General features: G+C 68.9%; 15 protein-coding genes. 8 read left to right on the top strand and 7 right to left on the bottom strand.

All coding sequences use genetic code 11. The features are described 5' to 3' along the window. Positions 1-26: 26 nt before the first annotated feature. Positions 27-161, bottom strand: coding sequence for a hypothetical protein (locus tag ACJASC_RS07940; RefSeq protein ID WP_021692982.1), 135 nt, complete (start codon positions 159-161; stop codon positions 27-29). On the opposite strand from ACJASC_RS07940, the gene lptF reads away from it, so the two are divergent. The 6 genes from lptF to rsmA all read left to right on the top strand — a co-directional run bounded on the left by lptF (position 160) and on the right by rsmA (position 7583). After that, a complete protein-coding gene (gene lptF / locus ACJASC_RS07935) occupies positions 160-1275 on the top strand; it encodes an LPS export ABC transporter permease LptF (RefSeq protein WP_021692983.1) in 1116 nt (371 codons plus the stop codon). The genes ACJASC_RS07940 and lptF overlap by 2 nt on opposite strands. Continuing rightward, positions 1272-2360: an LPS export ABC transporter permease LptG gene (gene lptG / locus ACJASC_RS07930; RefSeq protein WP_021692984.1), complete on the top strand. Its 1089-nt coding sequence runs from the start codon at positions 1272-1274 to the stop codon at positions 2358-2360. Before lptF ends, lptG begins: the two co-directional genes overlap by 4 nt. Then, positions 2357-4459: an LPS-assembly protein LptD gene (locus ACJASC_RS07925; protein WP_415144992.1), complete on the top strand. Its 2103-nt coding sequence runs from the start codon at positions 2357-2359 to the stop codon at positions 4457-4459. Before lptG ends, ACJASC_RS07925 begins: the two co-directional genes overlap by 4 nt. Positions 4460-4491: 32 nt before the next feature. Continuing rightward, positions 4492-5703, top strand: coding sequence for a peptidylprolyl isomerase (locus ACJASC_RS07920; protein WP_021692986.1), 1212 nt, complete (start codon positions 4492-4494; stop codon positions 5701-5703). Then, positions 5700-6671, top strand: a complete 972-nt coding sequence (pdxA, locus tag ACJASC_RS07915; protein ID WP_415144990.1) for a 4-hydroxythreonine-4-phosphate dehydrogenase PdxA — start codon at positions 5700-5702, stop codon at positions 6669-6671. The genes ACJASC_RS07920 and pdxA overlap by 4 nt, the downstream gene beginning before the upstream one ends. Positions 6672-6737: 66 nt before the next feature. After that, positions 6738-7583: a 16S rRNA (adenine(1518)-N(6)/adenine(1519)-N(6))-dimethyltransferase RsmA gene (gene rsmA / locus ACJASC_RS07910; RefSeq protein WP_415144988.1), complete on the top strand. Its 846-nt coding sequence runs from the start codon at positions 6738-6740 to the stop codon at positions 7581-7583. Between the two features lie 80 nt (positions 7584-7663). Here rsmA and ACJASC_RS07905 read toward each other — a convergent pair whose 3' ends face one another. The 5 genes from ACJASC_RS07905 to ACJASC_RS07885 form a co-directional block, all read right to left on the bottom strand. Next, complete coding sequence (locus ACJASC_RS07905) at positions 7664-8425, bottom strand: DUF4167 domain-containing protein (RefSeq protein WP_415144986.1); 762 nt, start codon at positions 8423-8425, stop codon at positions 7664-7666. Positions 8426-8647: 222 nt separating this feature from the next. Next, positions 8648-9514, bottom strand: coding sequence for a peptide chain release factor N(5)-glutamine methyltransferase (gene prmC, locus ACJASC_RS07900; RefSeq protein WP_415144984.1), 867 nt, complete (start codon positions 9512-9514; stop codon positions 8648-8650). Next, positions 9511-10566 carry a peptide chain release factor 1 gene (gene prfA / locus ACJASC_RS07895; protein ID WP_415144982.1) on the bottom strand — a complete coding sequence of 352 codons (1056 nt, stop codon included), beginning with the start codon at positions 10564-10566 and terminating at the stop codon, positions 9511-9513. Before prfA ends, prmC begins: the two co-directional genes overlap by 4 nt. Positions 10567-10597: 31 nt before the next feature. After that, positions 10598-11077, bottom strand: a complete 480-nt coding sequence (locus tag ACJASC_RS07890; protein WP_415144980.1) for a DUF1499 domain-containing protein — start codon at positions 11075-11077, stop codon at positions 10598-10600. Positions 11078-11142: 65 nt separating this feature from the next. Continuing rightward, positions 11143-12303: a M20 aminoacylase family protein gene (locus tag ACJASC_RS07885; protein ID WP_415144978.1), complete on the bottom strand. Its 1161-nt coding sequence runs from the start codon at positions 12301-12303 to the stop codon at positions 11143-11145. Between the two features lie 62 nt (positions 12304-12365). Between ACJASC_RS07885 and mazG the strand changes: the two genes are divergently transcribed. After that, positions 12366-13202, top strand: a complete 837-nt coding sequence (gene mazG / locus ACJASC_RS07880) for a nucleoside triphosphate pyrophosphohydrolase (protein ID WP_415144976.1) — start codon at positions 12366-12368, stop codon at positions 13200-13202. A 75-nt stretch (positions 13203-13277) separates the two neighbouring features. Next, entirely contained in the window at positions 13278-14279 is a 1002-nt protein-coding gene (locus ACJASC_RS07875) for a Fe(3+) ABC transporter substrate-binding protein (RefSeq protein WP_415144974.1), read from the top strand. Between the two features lie 78 nt (positions 14280-14357). On the opposite strand, the gene ACJASC_RS07870 is transcribed toward ACJASC_RS07875, so the two are convergent. Beyond that, entirely contained in the window at positions 14358-16187 is a 1830-nt protein-coding gene (locus tag ACJASC_RS07870; RefSeq protein ID WP_415144972.1) for an ABC-F family ATP-binding cassette domain-containing protein, read from the bottom strand. Positions 16188-16190 lie beyond the last annotated feature (3 nt).

Genomic DNA, 16190 nt, shown 5'->3' with positions numbered 1-16190 from the left:
GGGATCGTTGGCTTTGGCGGCGGAGCCTAGCCGCCATGCGCGGCATTGGCCAGATCGCGGTTCAACCCGCCAGCCCGCTCGGCTAGGATGCGCACAGGCAGGCGGCCGACGCGGGCGGCCATCAGTTGCGAGGCGGCCGTGGCACGATTCGACAGATACATGCTGTCGCAGCTGTTGATGCTGTTCGGCTTCTTCGCGCTCGTGCTGGTGCTCGTCTACTGGGTCAACAGCGCAGTGCAGCTGTTCGACCAGCTCGTGGCCGACGGTCAGAACCTGTCGGTGTTCCTCGAACTCACGATGCTCACCCTGCCGTCGCTGATCCGGCTGGTGCTGCCGCTCTCGGGCTTTGCCGCCGCGCTCTACGTCACCAACCGGCTGAGCGCCGACAGCGAACTCACGGTGATGCGGGCAACGGGCTTCTCGCCGTTCCGGCTGGCGCGACCGGTGCTGGTCTTCGGCTTGGTGACGGGGCTCCTGACCGGGGCGCTGACAGTGGTGATCAATCCGATGGCCCAGGCCCGGCTTGCCGACCGGCAATCCGAGATCGCCCGCACCGCCACCGCGCGGCTCTTGCAGGAGGGGCAGTTCCTGTCGCCGATCGCGGGCGTCACGCTCTATATCCGCGACATCACCACCGAGGGCGAGCTTCGCGACCTTCTGATCTCGGACACTCGCAACGCGGAGGAGAGCGTCACCTACACCGCGTCGAGCGCCTATCTGGTCGAGACCGCTGCCGCGCCGCAATTGGTGATGATCGACGGTCTGGTGCAGGTGCTGCGCCGCGGAACCAACCGGCTTTCGACCACGAGGTTCGAGGATTTCGCCTATGATCTCGCCCCCCTGACACAGGGCGGCGAAGTGGGACGCCTGCGCACCCAACGGGTCTCCACGCGCGATCTGTTCTTTCCCACCCCCGCCCTTCTCGACGCCACCGAACGCAGCGCGGCGCAGCTCGCGGGCGAGGCGCATGACCGGATCGCCGCCGCCGTGCTGGCCGCCGCGGCACCGCTGATCGGCTTTGCCACGCTGCTGCTGGGCGGGTTCTCGCGCTTTGGCGTCTGGCGCCAGATCCTCGGCGCGATCGGGCTGATCATCGTGGTCCAGGCGCTCGAATCGCTCGCCACGTCGCTGCTGCGCGGCAACCCGGACCAGTGGCCGCTGATCTACCTGCCCGGCGGCGCGGCTTTCGCGATCGCTCTGATCGAACTCACGCTCGCCGGGCGACCGGCCCGGCGCGGGATCGGGCGGCGTCGCCGCGCGGAGCGGCTCGCATGATCCTGCACCGGTATTATGCCCGCCGCTACGTCGTGGCGTTCCTAGGCACGCTGGGGGCCTTCTTCACCATGCTCGCGATGCTCGATCTCGTCGAGCAGGCGCGCCGCCACGGCGGCACCGCCAGCGCGGGCGATCTCGTGGCGCTCAGCCTGCTCAACGTGCCGGCGGATCTCTACGAGATCCTGCCGCTGATCGTGATCATCTCGGGCATCGCGCTGTTTCTCGGCCTCGCGCGCTCCTCCGAGCTGGTCGTGACCCGCGCGGCGGGTCGCTCGGCGCTGTCGGCGCTGACGGCACCAGTGCTGATGACGGTGGTGATCGGCGTGATGACGGTGGCGCTGTTCAACCCGCTGGTCGCCGCGACGAGCCGCGCCTACGAAGCCCGCACCGACATCCTGCGCGGCGAGAACCGCGTCATCACCCTGTCGGATGACGGTCTCTGGCTGCGCCAGGGCGACGACGGCGCGCAGACGGTGATCCGCGCCGTGAGCAGCAATCTCGACGGCACGGTGCTGCGCGAAGCGAGCTTCCTGTCCTACGACGCGTCGGGCCGCCCGCGCGAGCGGATCGAAGCGAACCTCGCGCAGCTGCAATCCGGGCATTGGCTGCTGCGCGGGGTCAAGCGCTGGCCGCTCTCGGCCGACAACCCCGAGACACAGGCCGAGCAGCTGCCGCAGATGACGCTGACCTCCTCGCTCACCGCCACCCAGATCCGCGACAGCTTCGGCGATCCGGCGGCGATTTCGGTGTGGAAACTGCCGGGCTTCATCAAGCGGCTCGAGACGGCGGGCTTCAGCGCGCGGCGTCATCAGGTCTTCTTGCAGACCGAGCTGGCGCAGCCCGCCTTCCTGACCGCGATGCTGCTGATCGGCGCGGGTTTCACCATGCGCCACCAGCGCGGCGGCCGCGTCGGGGTGATGGTACTCGGGGCGATCCTGCTGAGTTTCGGCGTGTACTTCCTGCGCAACTTCGCGCAGATCCTCGGAGAGAACGGGCAGATCCCTCCCGTGCTCGCGGCCTGGATCCCGCCCGTCGCGGCGATCCTGTCCTCGCTCGGCCTGTTGCTACATCTGGAGGACGGATGATCCGCCTGCTCTCTGCCCTTCTGAGCCTTTTGCCTTCACTCGGCGCGGCCCAGGGCCTGGCCCAGCTCGTGGCCGACAACGTCACCGTGACCGCACAGGACACGCTGGTGGCGCGCGGCAATGTCGAGGCCTTCTACGACGGCACCCGCCTCACCGCCTCCGAGATCGCCTATGACCGCAGCGCCGACCGGCTCACCGTCACCGGGCCGATCCTGATCACCACGCCCGGGGGCGAGGTGATCACCGCCGACGCCGCCGAGATCGACCCCCAGCTCGAATCGGGACTGCTGCGCGGTGCGCGGCTGGTGCTCGACCGGCAACTTCAGATTTCGGCGGGCCGCATCGACAGGACCGGCAGCGGCCTCACCGCGCTGACCCGCAGCGCCGCCACCTCGTGTCAGGTCTGCGGCAACGGCCCGCCCCTGTGGGAAATCCGCGCCGCCCGCGTGGTTCATGACGAGGTGGGGCAGCAGCTCTATTTCGACGATGCCAGCTTTCACATTCGCGGCGTGCCGGTGATCTGGTTGCCGCGCCTGCGCCTGCCCGACCCGACGCTGGAGCGCGCCTCTGGACTTCTGGTGCCGCAGCTGTTTTCCTCGGACACGCTCGGGATCGGGGTGAAGCTGCCCTATTTCGTGCGCCTCGGGGGGCGCCGCGACCTGACCGTGACCCCATGGATCGCCACCAAGTCGCGCAACCTCGAACTGGGCTACCGGCAGGCGTGGCGCAGCGGCTGGGTCGCGCTCGACACGCATCTGGCCGAGGACGACACCGAGCAGGGGCTGCGCTACGCCATTCTGGGCGAGGGCGCTTTCTCCCTGCCCCGCGACGTGCGCCTCGATTTCGATCTCGAAGCGGTCTCCGACGATGCCGTCCTGCTCGATTACGACTTGTCGGACGCCGACCGGCTCGACAGCCGCCTGCGCGCCTACCGGCTGCGCGACGGCGGCTATGCGCTGGGCCAGATCACCTATTACGAAAGCCTGCGCGACGGCGAATCGAGCACCTCGCTGCCGCCGCTTGTGGCGCGGCTCGAACGCGAGGCGGTGCTGCGCCCCGGCCCCTTCGGCGGCCAGCTGACGCTGCGCGCGGATGCCGATGCGCTGTGGCGCGACGGGCCGACGCCGGCCGCGGCGCGCGACGTGATGCGCGCCGGGGTGTCCGCCGGCTGGCAGCAGGACCGGCTGGTCGGCCCCGGCGTGATCCTCGGCACCGAGCTGCAGGGCCGCGTCGACGCCTATGTCGTCAGTGACGATCCCTCGCGCGACGCGGTGTCCCCGCGTGCATGGGAGGCCGCGGGCGTGACGCTTCGCTGGCCGCTGATCCGGCAAGAGACCGGCACCGACGCCACGCAGGTGATCGAACCGGTGGCAAGCCTGTCCTACGCGGCACAGCAAGGCACGGCGCCCGCCAACGAGGATTCGCGCCTGCCCGAGTTCGGCGCCGCCACCCTGCACACGCTCGACCGGTTGCCCGGTGAGGATCTGCAGGAGACCGGGCTGAGCGCCGGGCTCGGTCTGCGCTGGAGCCGCACCGCCACCAACGGGCGCACCTTGTCGGTGCTGGCCGGTCAGCTGCTGCGCGACGACGATCTGGGGGATCTGTCCGACGGCGCAGGTCTGGGCCGGGCGCGCTCGGACTGGCTGATCTCGACGCGCGCCGATCTGGGCGAGGATATGGGCCTCGCGCTTCACGCCACCTTCGACAACCAGTTCGACGTGTCGAGCGCCGAGGCCCGGCTCGAATTCGACCGCGACCGGATCGACCTGTCGGGGGCCTATCTGTGGCTCGAGGCCGAAACCGGCGGCGACGAGGTCGAGGCGATCAGCGAGGCCTCTATCGACGCGACGCTGCGCCTCGGGCCGCGCTGGAGCCTCGAGGCGCAGGCCCGCTACGACATCGCCGCCGACGCGCCGGTGCGCGCCGAGATCGGCGCCGGCTGGCGCAACGAATGCGTCACGGTGGACCTTTCCGCATCCCGCCGCTACACCGATACCGAAGAGGTCGACCCCTCCACGAGCTTCGGGCTTTCGGTCAATCTGAACGGCTTTTCCGCCGGTCGGCAGGCCCGGCCCGCGGCGCGGGATTGCGAGGGATGAGACCTGACGATCTGACGAGGATGGGAGCCGGAATGCGGGCTTTGGATTTCGTGGGGGCAGCGGTTCTGGCCATCGCCCTGGCCGCGCCGATGGGCGCGACGGCGCAGGGGCTGTTCGCACCGGCCGTCACCGTGAACGGCAGCGCCGTCACCAATTACGAGCTGGACCAGCGCGCCAAGCTGCTCGAAGCCTTCAACACCCCCGGCGACATCGCCGAGCTGGCCCGGACCCAGCTGGTCGAGGAGAAGCTCAAGCTTCAGGAACTCGACCGCGCCGGCATGGAGCTGACCGAGGAAGGGCTGACCACGGCGATGGAGGAGTTCGCGCAGCGCGCGAACCTGCCGCTCGACGCGTTTCTGGGCCAGCTTTCGGGTCAGGGCATCGCGCGCGAGACGCTGCGCGACTTCGTCAAGGTCAACACCTCGTGGCGCGACTACATCCGCCGCCGCTACGGCTCCGGCATCGAGGTCTCGGAGGCCGAGATCGATGCGGCGCTGGCGCAGACCGGCGGGCCGGAATCGGTCGAGCTTCTGCTTTCGGAGATCATCATCGCGGCCCCGCCGCCGCGCGCGCAGGCCGCGCTGGCCCGCGCCGAGGCGATCTCCAAGCTGCGCTCCACCGCCGCCTTCGAGGCCGAGGCCCGCGAGGTCTCGGCGCTGCCGACGCGCACGCAGGGCGGTCGGCTCGACTGGGTGCCGCTGACCAATTATCCCGCCGGTCTGCACGGGCTGCTGCTGTCGCTCGAACCGGGCGAGGTGACGCCGCCGATCCCGATCCAGAACGGCGTGGCGCTGTTCCAGCTACGCGACATTCGCGAGGCGCCGCAGGCCCCCGCCGCGATCGCCGAGATCGACTATGCCCAGTTCGCCATCCCCGGCGCGGGCACCGCCGAGGCGCAGGCGAACGCCGCGCGGGTCAGGGGTATCGTCGATACCTGCGACGACCTCTACGGCGTCGCCCGCGGCCTGCCCGAGGAGCGTCTCGTGCGCCGCAGCGTCGCACCCTCGGCAATCCCGCAGGATCTGGCGCTCGAACTGGCGCGGCTCGACCGCGACGAGGCGTCGTGGAACCTTGTGAACGACGGCTCGCTCCTGTTCACCATGCTGTGCGCGCGCACCCCTGCGGCGGCCGTCGCCGATGCCGACAGGGAGGCGGCGCGCAACCAGATCACCAGCCGCAAGCTCACCGCGCGGGCCGACCTCCTGCTCGCCGAGCTGCGCGCGCAGGCGCGTATCGCCCCGTGACGCCGATCGCGATCTCTTGCGGCGAGCCTGCGGGCATCGGCCCGGAGATCGCGGCCCGCGCGTGGCAGAGCCTGCGCGGCGAGATCCCGCTCCTGTGGCTCGGCGATCCGTGCCATCTGCCGGATGCCGTGCCGTGGTGGGCCGTCTCCGACCCTGCCGAGGCCGTGGCGCTCTCGAACGAGGCGCTGCCGGTGCTGCCGCGCGATTTCGGCCCCCCCGCCATTCCGGGGCGGCCCGCCCCGGCCCATGCCCAGGGCGTGATCGACGCGATCCGCGACGGCGTGGATCTGGTGCGCGGCGGCGCCTGCGCCGCGCTGTGCACCGCCCCGATCCACAAGGCGGCGCTGATCGACGGGGCGGGGTTCGCCTATCCGGGCCACACCGAATATCTCGCGGCGCTGGCGGGGGTGGACGAGGTCGTCATGATGCTCGCCTGCGAGGCGCTGCGGGTCGTGCCCGCGACGATCCACGTGCCCCTTTCGGAGGTGCCCGCAAGGCTCACGCCGGAACTGCTCGACGCCACGATCCGGATCACCCACGCGGCGCTGATCCGCGATTTCGGCCTCGGCGCGCCGCGCCTCGCCATTGCCGGGCTCAACCCCCATGCGGGCGAGGACGGCAAGATGGGGGGCGAGGAGATCAAGATGATCATGCCGCTCCTCGACCGGTTGCGCGCCGACGGCTTCGATCTCGTGGGGCCGATGTCCGCCGACACGATGTTCCACGCCGCCGCGCGCGCGAGCTACGACGCGGCGATCTGCATGTATCACGATCAGGCGCTGATCCCGATCAAGACCATCGATTTCTCGGGCGGCGTCAACGTCACGCTCGGCCTGCCCTTCATCCGCACCTCGCCCGATCACGGCACCGCCTTCGGCATCGCCGGCAAGGGGCTGGCCGATCCGTCGTCGATGATCGCCGCGATCCGCATGGCGGCACGGATGGCCAAGGCCCGCGAAGCGCGCTAGACGAACGGCGCGCAGGACGCCGGGCCGCGCGTCACGACCATCTCCATAGCAAGGTAGGACACGCCAATGGCCGCCATCGACGATCTGCCGCCACTGCGCGAGGTCATCGCCACCCATGGGCTGCAGGCCAAGAAGGCGCTCGGGCAGAACTTCCTGCTCGATCTCAACCTGACCGCGCGCATCGCGCGGGCGGCGGGCGATCTCGCGGGCTCCGACATCCTCGAGATCGGGCCCGGACCGGGCGGGCTGACCCGCGGGCTTCTGGCCGAAGGCGCGCGGCGCGTCCTCGCCATCGAGAAGGACCCGCGCTGCCTGCCCGCGCTGCAGGAGATCGCGGCGCGCTATCCGGGAAGGTTGCAACTCATCGAAGGCGACGCGCTCAAGATCGATCCGCTGGCGCATCTGACGCCGCCGATCCGGGTCGCGGCCAACCTGCCCTACAATGTCGGCACCGAGCTTCTGGTGCGCTGGCTGACGCCGCCCGAATGGCCGCCCTTCTGGGAAAGCCTGACGCTGATGTTCCAGCGCGAGGTGGCCGAGCGGATCGTCGCGGCGCCCGGCTCCAAGGCCTATGGCCGCCTCGCGATCCTCGCGCAGTGGCGCGCCAGCGCGCGGATCGTGCTCGACCTGCCGCCGCAGGCCTTCGTGCCCGCGCCCAAGGTCTCCTCGGCGGTGGTGCATCTCACCGCCCTGCCCGAGCCGCGCTTCCCGGCCGATCCGGCGGTGCTGAGCCGCGTCGTGGCGGCGGGCTTCAACCAGCGCCGCAAGATGCTGCGCGCCTCGCTCAAGGGCGTGGCACCGGGGATCGAGGAGCATCTGGCCGCCGCGGACATTCCGCCGACCGAACGAGCCGAGCAGGTCGGTCTCGAAGCCTGGTGCGCGTTGGCCCGGTCGGTCAAGGCGGCGACTTAGCAGGCCTCACCTGACGACCCGACATGAAAAAGGCGGCACCCTCGGGGCGCCGCCTTTTTTCGATCCGGTCAAAGGGTGGCTTACTCGGCGGCTTCGGCCGCGCCGCCCTCGGCGGGCTTGTCGGCCGCTTTCTCGGCGCGCGGCTTGCGCGCGCGCGGCGCGGGCTTTTCGCCTTCCGGCGTGTCGCGCTTCACCCGCGGCTTGCGGGTCCGCTTGGGCTTGTCGCCCTCGGGCTGCGCCTCGGCAGGCTGCGCGGGGATTTCGCGGCCCGTGTCCCGGCCACCGTCCCGATCTGCGTCGCGGCCCGTATCCCGACCCGTGTCACGGCCTGCATCCCGGCCGCCATCGCGGTTTTCGGGCGTCTCGACGAGGTCGCTCGTGGGCTCTTCATGACGGGCCTCGCGCTGCGGCGGCGCATCACGCTGCGTGTCGCGCTGGTTTTCGCGCTGCGGCTCGGACTGCGGCTGCGCCGCCTCCTCCTGCGCGCGCAGCCGCGCGGCCCGCTCGCGGTCGCGTTCGGCCTGACGGTCGCGCTCGGCCTGCCGCTCGCGGTTCTGGGCCTCGACCTCGTCGCGCTTGGCGTCGATTTCCTTTTGTGCCTCGGCCAGCATTCTCAGGTAATGCTCGGCGTGCTGGGCAAAGTTCTCGGCGGCGACGCGGTCGCCCGACAGCTGCGCGTCGCGGTGCAGCTGCGTGTATTTCTCGATGATCTGCTGCGGCGTTCCGCGCACCTTGCCGTCCGGGCCCGAGCTGTCGAACACGCGGTTGACGATGTTGCCACCCGAGGGACGGTTGTTGTTGCGGTTCTTGTTGCCGCGCGAGCGTGACTTCGATGATCTCATGTGATTCTTCGGTTCCGGCCTGGCTCAGGCGTTGCGCTTGTGCCCCGGTCTGCGCACGCGTGGCGCGCTGCTGCGACGTCGGGGCCTGCGATGATCTGGCAGCGTCTCGGGGCGGGAGGGCGCGCACGCCTTCCTCCGTCCGATGCCAAGGACTAACCATGCGCATGGCCCTTGGGCAAGCAGAAACTACGACAAACGCCCCGAAAGCAGGTTTTTCCGGGCCTAGAAACCCGATTGCGGCAATCCCAGCACGATCACCCGGTCGCGCCCGTCGAGATCGGGGATGAGGGCGATCGGCGCGAAGCCACGCGCCACGGCGAGGCTTCCCACCGCCTCGGCCTGCCCCACGCCCAGCTCCATCACCAACCGCCCGCCGGGGGCCAGCACCTCGGTCGCCCCGGCGAGGATCGCGCGGTAGCATGACAGCCCGTCCGCCCCGTCGGTGAGCGCGCCCGCGGGCTCCCAATCGCGCACCTCGGGGGCGAGATCCGCCATCTCGGCGCGCGCGATATAGGGCGGGTTCGAGACCACGAGGTCGAACATCCCCTCAACCCGGCTCACCCAGTCGGAGACCGAGATATGCACGCGGTCCGCCAGCCCCAGAGCCTCGGCGTTCTCGCGCGCCACAGCGCAGGCGGCCTCCGAGACATCGACCCCGATGCCGCGCGCGTCGGGCATTTCCGCCAGCAAGGTCAGAAGGATGCAGCCCGAGCCCGTGCCGAGGTCGAGCACGTGGCCGAAGGGTTCGGACAACGCCGCCTCGATCAGCGTCTCGGTTTCGGGGCGCGGATCGAGCACGTCGCGCGTCACCTTGAAGCGGCGGCCATAAAAGGCGCGGCTGCCGGTGAGATGCGAGACCGGCTCGCGCGCGCAGCGTCGCTCGATCAACGCCTCGAAGACGGCGAGCTTTTCGCCGTCCACCGGTTCGGGCAGCACCAGCGTCAGCCGCCCCGGCTCCACCCCGAGGCTGTGCGAGAACAGCCGCCGCGCGTCGCGCCCCGGATCGGGCACGCCCGCCTCGGCAAGCCTGCGCGTCGCCGCGACGAGCGCCACCGCCCCGGTGAGCGGCCCTGACGGCAGCGGGCTCACGCCTCCATCTCCGCCAGAAGCGCCGCCTGCGCCTCGGCTGTCAACGCGTCGATGATCTCGTCGAGATCGCCGCCCATCACTGCGTCAAGCCGGTAGAGCGTCAGGTTGATGCGATGATCGGTCAGGCGGCCTTGCGGGAAGTTGTAGGTGCGGATGCGCTCGGACCGGTCGCCCGAACCGACCTGCGCCCGCCGATCGGCCGAGCGCGCGCCGTCGACCCGCATCCGCTCGGCATCGAAGAGCCGCGAGCGCAGCACCTCCATCGCCAGTTCACGGTTGCGGTGCTGGGACTTCTGGCTCGAGGTGACGACGATGCCGGAGGGGATATGCGTGATCCGCACCGCCGAATCCGTGGTGTTCACGTGCTGCCCGCCCGCGCCTGACGCGCGCATCGTGTCGATGCGGATGTCGTTCTGGTCGATCTTCACGTCCACGGCCTCGGCCTCGGGCAGCACGGCGACCGTCGCGGCCGAGGTGTGGATGCGCCCGCCGCTCTCGGTCTCGGGGACGCGTTGGACCCTGTGCACGCCGCTTTCGTATTTCAGCCGGGCAAAGACGCCTTCGCCCTCGACCCGCGCCACGACCTCCTTGATGCCGCCAAGCTCGGTGGCCTGCTCCTCGATGATCTCGAAGCGCCAGCCGCGCCCTTCCGAATAGCGTTGGTACATACGCAGCAGGTCGGCAGCAAAAAGCGCCGCCTCGTCGCCGCCCGTGCCGGGACGGATCTCGATCATCGCGGGGCGCGCATCGGCCGCATCACGGGGCAGCAGCGCGAGGCGCAACGCCGTCTCGGCATCCTCCAGCCGCGCCTTCAGCCCCGGAAGCTCCTCCTCGGCGAGGGCGCGCATCTCGGGGTCCTTCAGCATCGCCTGCGCCTCCGTAATCTCGGCGGCGAGGCGCGCGTGCTCGGCGGCGATTTCCACCACCGGCTTCAGCTCGGCATATTCCCGGCCCAGATCGGCGATCTCGGAGCCCGAGGCCCCGGACGACATCTTCGCCTCGATAAACTCGAAGCGGGCGATGATCTGTTCGATCTTGTCCTGTGCGATCATGGATCACCCATCCTTCATAGCCCCTGACGCGTCAAGTGGGCGCTCCGCGCCGCGGCAACCGCTCTTCGAGCGCGCCCATCCACGTCTCGACGCGCTTGCGGTTCACGCCCATATCCGCGATGCCAAAGCGCTGCCGCGCCCAGATCATCAGCGCGGCACCGCCTGCCTCCGGCACCGCCTTGACGCTGGTGTAATCCGGGAATCCCAACCACGCAGAGCGGGTGACATAGGTCACGCGCCCTTCCGCCGGGCTTTCGAACAGGACCCGCGTGCGCGGCGTGGCGCGCGCGATCTCGTCAAAGGCCGAGAGCAGCGTCGCTGGATCGGTGTCGAAGATCGGCGGCGCCGCGTTGGCGGGGCCGGTGCGGACCAGCCAGCCGCCCTTGCGCGGCGCCTCGGGCACCCGTTCGACCTCCATCGGATCGACATGCCAGCGCGCGACATCCGATGGCGCGGTGCGGACCCAGACCAGCGGCGCGGCAAGGGAGACCAAGGCCACGATAGAGATCATATTCAAAAAATTCATATCGTTGCCTGCCATTCCTTATGCGAGGATCCGCCGTCGGCGCGCCAGTGTCAGCTGCGGGCGGGCTGCGCCCGCTCGACCAGCCGCGCGAAGAAGGACGCGCCGTAAGGGGCTGTCTCGTCGTTGAAATCATATTCCGGGTGGTGCACGCCTGCCGTCTCGCCATTGCCAAGAAAAAGATAGGCGCCGGGCCGGGCCTCCAGCATGAAGGAGAAGTCCTCGGCCCCCATGGCGCGCGGGCTATCGGGATCGCTCGCCCGGCCGACCTCGCCGGCGACCTCGGCCGCAAAGCCCGCGCGGTCCGCATCGTTCACCGTCGCCGGATAGCCGAGGTTGTAATCGAGATCCGCGCGCACGCCGTAGGCCATGGCCTGCCCCTCGCAGATCTCGCGCATCCTCCGCATCACCATCTCCTGCACGCTCTTGTCAAAGCTGCGCACCGTGCCGTTGATCCATGCGGTCGCGGGGATCACGTTGTCGGCGCTTCCCGTATGGATCTGTGTGACCGAGATCACCAGATCCTGCCGCGCGTCGTGGTTGTGGCTGACGATGGTCTGGATCGCGGTGACGATGCCGCAGGCCGCGACCACCGGGTCGGCCGCATCCTGCGGCATCGCGCCGTGCCCGCCTTTGCCGGTCACGGTGATGGTGAAATCATCCACCGCCGCCATGATCGGCCCCGGCGCCGTGCGAAAATGCCCCACGGGCAGGCCCGGCTCGTTGTGCAGCGCATAGACCTCGCCGATGCCGAAGCGCTCCATCACGCCCTCTTCGACCATCACGCCCGCACCGCCGCCGCCCTCCTCGGCGGGCTGGAAGATCAGCGCGACGGTGCCCGCGAAATTGCGCGTCTCGGCAAGATACTTCGCCGCCCCGAGCAGCATGGTCGTGTGCCCGTCATGACCGCAGGCATGCATCCGGCCTTTGTTGGCAGAGGCATGCGGCAGGCCCGTCTCCTCATCCATCGGCAGCGCATCCATGTCGGCGCGCAGTCCGATCACCGGCCCGTCGCCGCGGCCCCGGATCAGCGCCACGATGCCCGATGTGGCGATCCCTTCATGAAGCTCGTCGACGCCAAAGTCGCGCAGCCGCTCCGCGATGAAGCCCGCCGTCTCGTGGCAGTCGAAGCCGATCTCGGGCGTGGCATGGAGCTTGCGCCGCCACGCCTTCATCTCTTCGGCGAAATCGGCGATGCGGTTGACGACGGGCATGGCTGGCGCTCCGGGCTTTGAAATCCTAGCCTTCGGCTTGCCACCGACAGGAGCCATCCGCAATGCCCCAGACCGAGCCCGAGATCCTCGAGACCGACCATGACGCCGCCCGCGAAATCGCGCGCCTGTCCGCGATCATGCGGGCGCTGCGCGATCCAGATCACGGCTGCCCTTGGGATATCGAGCAAGATTTCGCCTCGATCGCGCCCTACACCATCGAAGAGGCCTATGAGGTCGCCGATGCCATCGCGCGCGAGGATTGGCCCGAATTGCGCGGTGAGTTGGGCGACCTGTTGCTGCAATCGGTCTACCACGCGCAGATGGCGACCGAGGCCGGGTATTTCGACTTGGCCGGCGTGGCGCGCGCGATTTCGGACAAGATGATCGCCCGGCATCCGCATGTCTTTGGCGAGGAAAGCCGTGATCGTACCGCCCAAGAGCAGACGCAGGCCTGGGAGGCGATCAAGGCGGCGGAACGCGCGGGCAAATCCGAGACCGGCGTGCTCGACGGCGTGGCGCTCGGCCTGCCGGCACTGATGCGCGCGGCCAAGTTGCAAAAGCGCGCGGCGCGGGTGGGATTCGATTGGCCGCAGACGGCGCAGGTCCTCGACAAGCTGATCGAGGAGGCGCACGAGCTGGTCGAGGCCCGTGATACTTTAGGCGAAGACGAGATCGAGGCCGAGATGGGCGACCTGCTTTTCGTCATGGCCAATGTCGCGCGGCACATGGGCGTCGATCCCGAGGTGGCATTGCGCCGCTCGAACGACAAGTTCACACGCAGGTTCAAATACATAGAGCGCGAACTTGAGAAACGTGGCAAGCGGCCCGTGGAGAGCGACCTCGATGAAATGGATGCGCTGTGGAACGAGATCCGGCGGGCGGAAAAAACTGCCGACTGAAAAACTCGGGTATTGACCCTACAAATTTGCTCGGATTTAAGCGCCGCCAATCGCAACACGCAATTGGAGCGTCACATGACCCTTCGCCCCGTCCTGACCATCGCCGCAGCCCTCGCCGGCACCTCGGCCCTCGCCGACGTCAACGTCTACACGACTCGCCAGCCCGAGCTGATCCAGCCGGTGGTCGACGCCTTCACCGAAGAAACCGGCATCGCCGTCAACCTCGCCTTCGTGGAAGACGGCCTCGTCGAGCGTCTGCAGGCCGAAGGCCAGCGCTCGCCTGCCGATCTGGTGATGACCGTCGACATCGCGAACCTGAGCCAGATCGTCGACGCCGGCGTGACCCAGCCGGTCGAGAGCGATGTGCTGATGGAAGCCGTGCCCGCCAATCTGCGCGGCGAAAACGGCGAATGGTTCGGCGTCACCACCCGCGCCCGCATCGTCTATGCCAGCCAGGAGCGCGTGGCCGACGGCGAAATCACCACCTATGAGGATCTCGCCTCCGACAAATGGGAAGGCCGGATCTGCACCCGTTCGGGCCTGCACGACTACAACCTCGCCCTCGTCTCGGGGATCATCGCCCATCACGGCGAAGAATACGCCAAGGAATGGGCGCAGGGCGTGAAGGACAACCTCGCGCGCAAGCCCGAGGGCAACGACCGTGCGCAGGTCAAAGCGATCTGGGCCGGGGAGTGCGACATCTCGCTCGGCAACACCTACTACATGGGCAAGATGCTCGAGGATGAAGAGCAGACCGAGTGGGCCAACGCGGTACGCATCACCTTCCCGGCCTTCGAGAACGGCGGCACCCACGTCAACGTCTCGGGCGTCGCGCTGACCCAATCGGCGCCGAACAAGGACGAGGCCGTGACATTCATGGAGTTCCTCGTCTCGCCGCAGGCGCAGGAAGTCTACGCCGAAGCCAACTACGAGTATCCGGTGCTCGAAGGCGCCCAGGCCTCGGATCTGGTGCAGGGATGGGGCGAGTTCACCGCCGACGACACGCCGCTGCCGACGCTGGCCGATCACCGTGCCGCGGCGCTGCGGATCATGGAAGAAGTGAACTTCGACGGCTGATCGCCCCTCAAGCGAAAGAAAGGCCCGCCTTCATTCCGAAAGCGGGCCTTTTTCGTTCCATTACAGAGACTTGATCAATCAGGCCTCGGCCTTCTCCTCAAGCTCCAGCCACTCGGTCTCGGCGGCCTCCAATGCCGCCTGACGCTCGGCCATCGCCTCGGTCGCCTTGCGGAACTTCACCGGCTCGCGGGTGAACAACTCCGGATCGGCGAGCAATTGCTCCAGCTTGGCGATCTCCTGACCCAGCCGGTCGATCACGCCGGGCAGCTCTTCGAGCCGATGTTTCTCGGTAAAGCTGAGGCTGGATTTTGCGGCCTCGGCCTTGGGCTTGCGCGCGCTCGGGGCCGGTGCGCTCCCGCGCGGCGCGGGGGCGTGGGTCACAGGCTCGGGGGCGTCGTTGAACGCTCGCTGGCTCTGGTAGTCGCTCCAGCCACCGGCATAGAGCACCGCCTTTCCGTCGCCTTCCATGGCAATGGTCGTGCTCGCCACCCGGTCGAGGAAATCGCGGTCGTGGCTCACCAGAAGCACGGTGCCGTCATAATCGCCCAAGAGATCCTGCAGCAAATCCAGCGTCTCGATGTCGAGATCGTTGGTCGGCTCGTCGAGCACCAGCACGTTCGAGGTCTGCGCCATGATCCGCGCCAACAAGAGCCGCGCCTTCTCGCCCCCCGAGAGCGACTTGACCGGCGCGCGGGCCTGACCCTCGTCGAAGAGGAAGTCCTTGAGATAGCCGATGACATGGCGCGGCGTGCCGCGCACCATCACCTGATCCGAACTGCCTGAGACCGCCATCAGCGGGTCGTTGGTCAGGCTGTCCCACAGCGTCGCCTCGGGATCGAGCCGGGCGCGGGCCTGGTCGAACACCGCGATCTCGAGGTTGGTGCCATGCTTGACGCGGCCTTCATCGGGTTCAACTTCGCCAAGCAACATCTTGATAAGAGTTGTTTTTCCTACGCCGTTCGGCCCAACGAAGGCGATCCGGTCGCCGCGCATCACGGTGAGGTCGAACCCCTCCACGATGCGCTTTCCGGCGTATTCTTTGCTCAGGTCGAAGGCCTCGATGACCTTCTTGCCCGAGGTCGGCCCCTCGCCAAGCGCCATGGCGGCGGTGCCCTGCCGGCGGATTTGGCCCGCCCGTTCGGCGCGCAGATCCTGCAGCGCCCGCACCCGGCCCTGGTTGCGCTTGCGCCGCGCCGAGATGCCCTCGACGGCCCAGCGGCCCTCCGACTTGATCTTGCGATCGAGCTTGTGGCGCGCCATGTCCTCGTCTTCCCAGACCTTGTCGCGCCAGGCCTCGAAGCCGTCGAAGCCGGTCTCCTGCCGCCGCACCGCGCCGCGGTCGATCCACTGCGTCGCGCGGGTCAGCGCCTTGAGAAAGGCGCGGTCGTGGCTGATCAGCACGAAGGCGGCGCGGGTCTGCTTCAGCTCCGCCTCGAGCCAGGCGATCGCCTCGATGTCGAGGTGGTTCGTGGGCTCGTCGAGCAGCATCAGCTCGGGCGCCTCGGCCATCAGCCGCGCCAGCGCCGCGCGGCGCCGCTCGCCGCCCGAGGCGGTGGCGGGATCGCGCTCGGGGTCGAACTTGAGCCCCTCGGCGGCCACGGCGAGTTTGTATTCCTCGCCCAGATCGAGGTTCTGCGCGGCCCAGTCGCCCAAGGTGGCGAAGCCCGCGAAATCGGGGTCCTGCTCCATGTAGCCCACCGTCGTGGCGGGCGGCACGGCGCGGATGCCGCGGTCGGGCTCCACAAGGCCCGCCATCACCTTCATCAAGGTGGACTTGCCTGATCCGTTGCGGCCGACGAGGGCGACCCGGTCGCCCTGTTGAACCGCGAGTGACAACCCGTCGAAGACGGGGTCGCCGCCAAAGGTGAGGGAAATGTCGGTGAGCTGAAGAAGGGGTGCGCGTGCCATGCC

The organism is Limimaricola cinnabarinus, from assembly GCF_047631075.1.
GTDB lineage: Bacteria > Pseudomonadota > Alphaproteobacteria > Rhodobacterales > Rhodobacteraceae > Limimaricola > Limimaricola cinnabarinus.
This window is presented reverse-complemented; position numbering and strand designations above follow the sequence as displayed.

Bases quoted from the DNA above. Each gene is read 5' to 3' on its own strand.
- lptF (WP_021692983.1), top strand. From the start codon at position 160: ATGCTGTCGCAGCTGTTGATGCTGTTCGGCTTCTTCGCGCTCGTGCTG.
- ACJASC_RS07940 (WP_021692982.1), bottom strand. From the start codon at position 161: ATGTATCTGTCGAATCGTGCCACGGCCGCCTCGCAACTGATGGCCGCC.
- lptG (WP_021692984.1), top strand. From the start codon at position 1,272: ATGATCCTGCACCGGTATTATGCCCGCCGCTACGTCGTGGCGTTCCTA.
- ACJASC_RS07925 (WP_415144992.1), top strand. From the start codon at position 2,357: ATGATCCGCCTGCTCTCTGCCCTTCTGAGCCTTTTGCCTTCACTCGGC.
- ACJASC_RS07920 (WP_021692986.1), top strand. From the start codon at position 4,492: ATGCGGGCTTTGGATTTCGTGGGGGCAGCGGTTCTGGCCATCGCCCTG.
- rsmA (WP_415144988.1), top strand. From the start codon at position 6,738: ATGGCCGCCATCGACGATCTGCCGCCACTGCGCGAGGTCATCGCCACC.
- ACJASC_RS07905 (WP_415144986.1), bottom strand. From the start codon at position 8,425: ATGAGATCATCGAAGTCACGCTCGCGCGGCAACAAGAACCGCAACAAC.
- prfA (WP_415144982.1), bottom strand. From the start codon at position 10,566: ATGATCGCACAGGACAAGATCGAACAGATCATCGCCCGCTTCGAGTTT.
- ACJASC_RS07890 (WP_415144980.1), bottom strand. From the start codon at position 11,077: ATGATCTCTATCGTGGCCTTGGTCTCCCTTGCCGCGCCGCTGGTCTGG.
- ACJASC_RS07885 (WP_415144978.1), bottom strand. From the start codon at position 12,303: ATGCCCGTCGTCAACCGCATCGCCGATTTCGCCGAAGAGATGAAGGCG.
- mazG (WP_415144976.1), top strand. From the start codon at position 12,366: ATGCCCCAGACCGAGCCCGAGATCCTCGAGACCGACCATGACGCCGCC.
- ACJASC_RS07875 (WP_415144974.1), top strand. From the start codon at position 13,278: ATGACCCTTCGCCCCGTCCTGACCATCGCCGCAGCCCTCGCCGGCACC.
- ACJASC_RS07870 (WP_415144972.1), bottom strand. From the start codon at position 16,187: ATGGCACGCGCACCCCTTCTTCAGCTCACCGACATTTCCCTCACCTTT.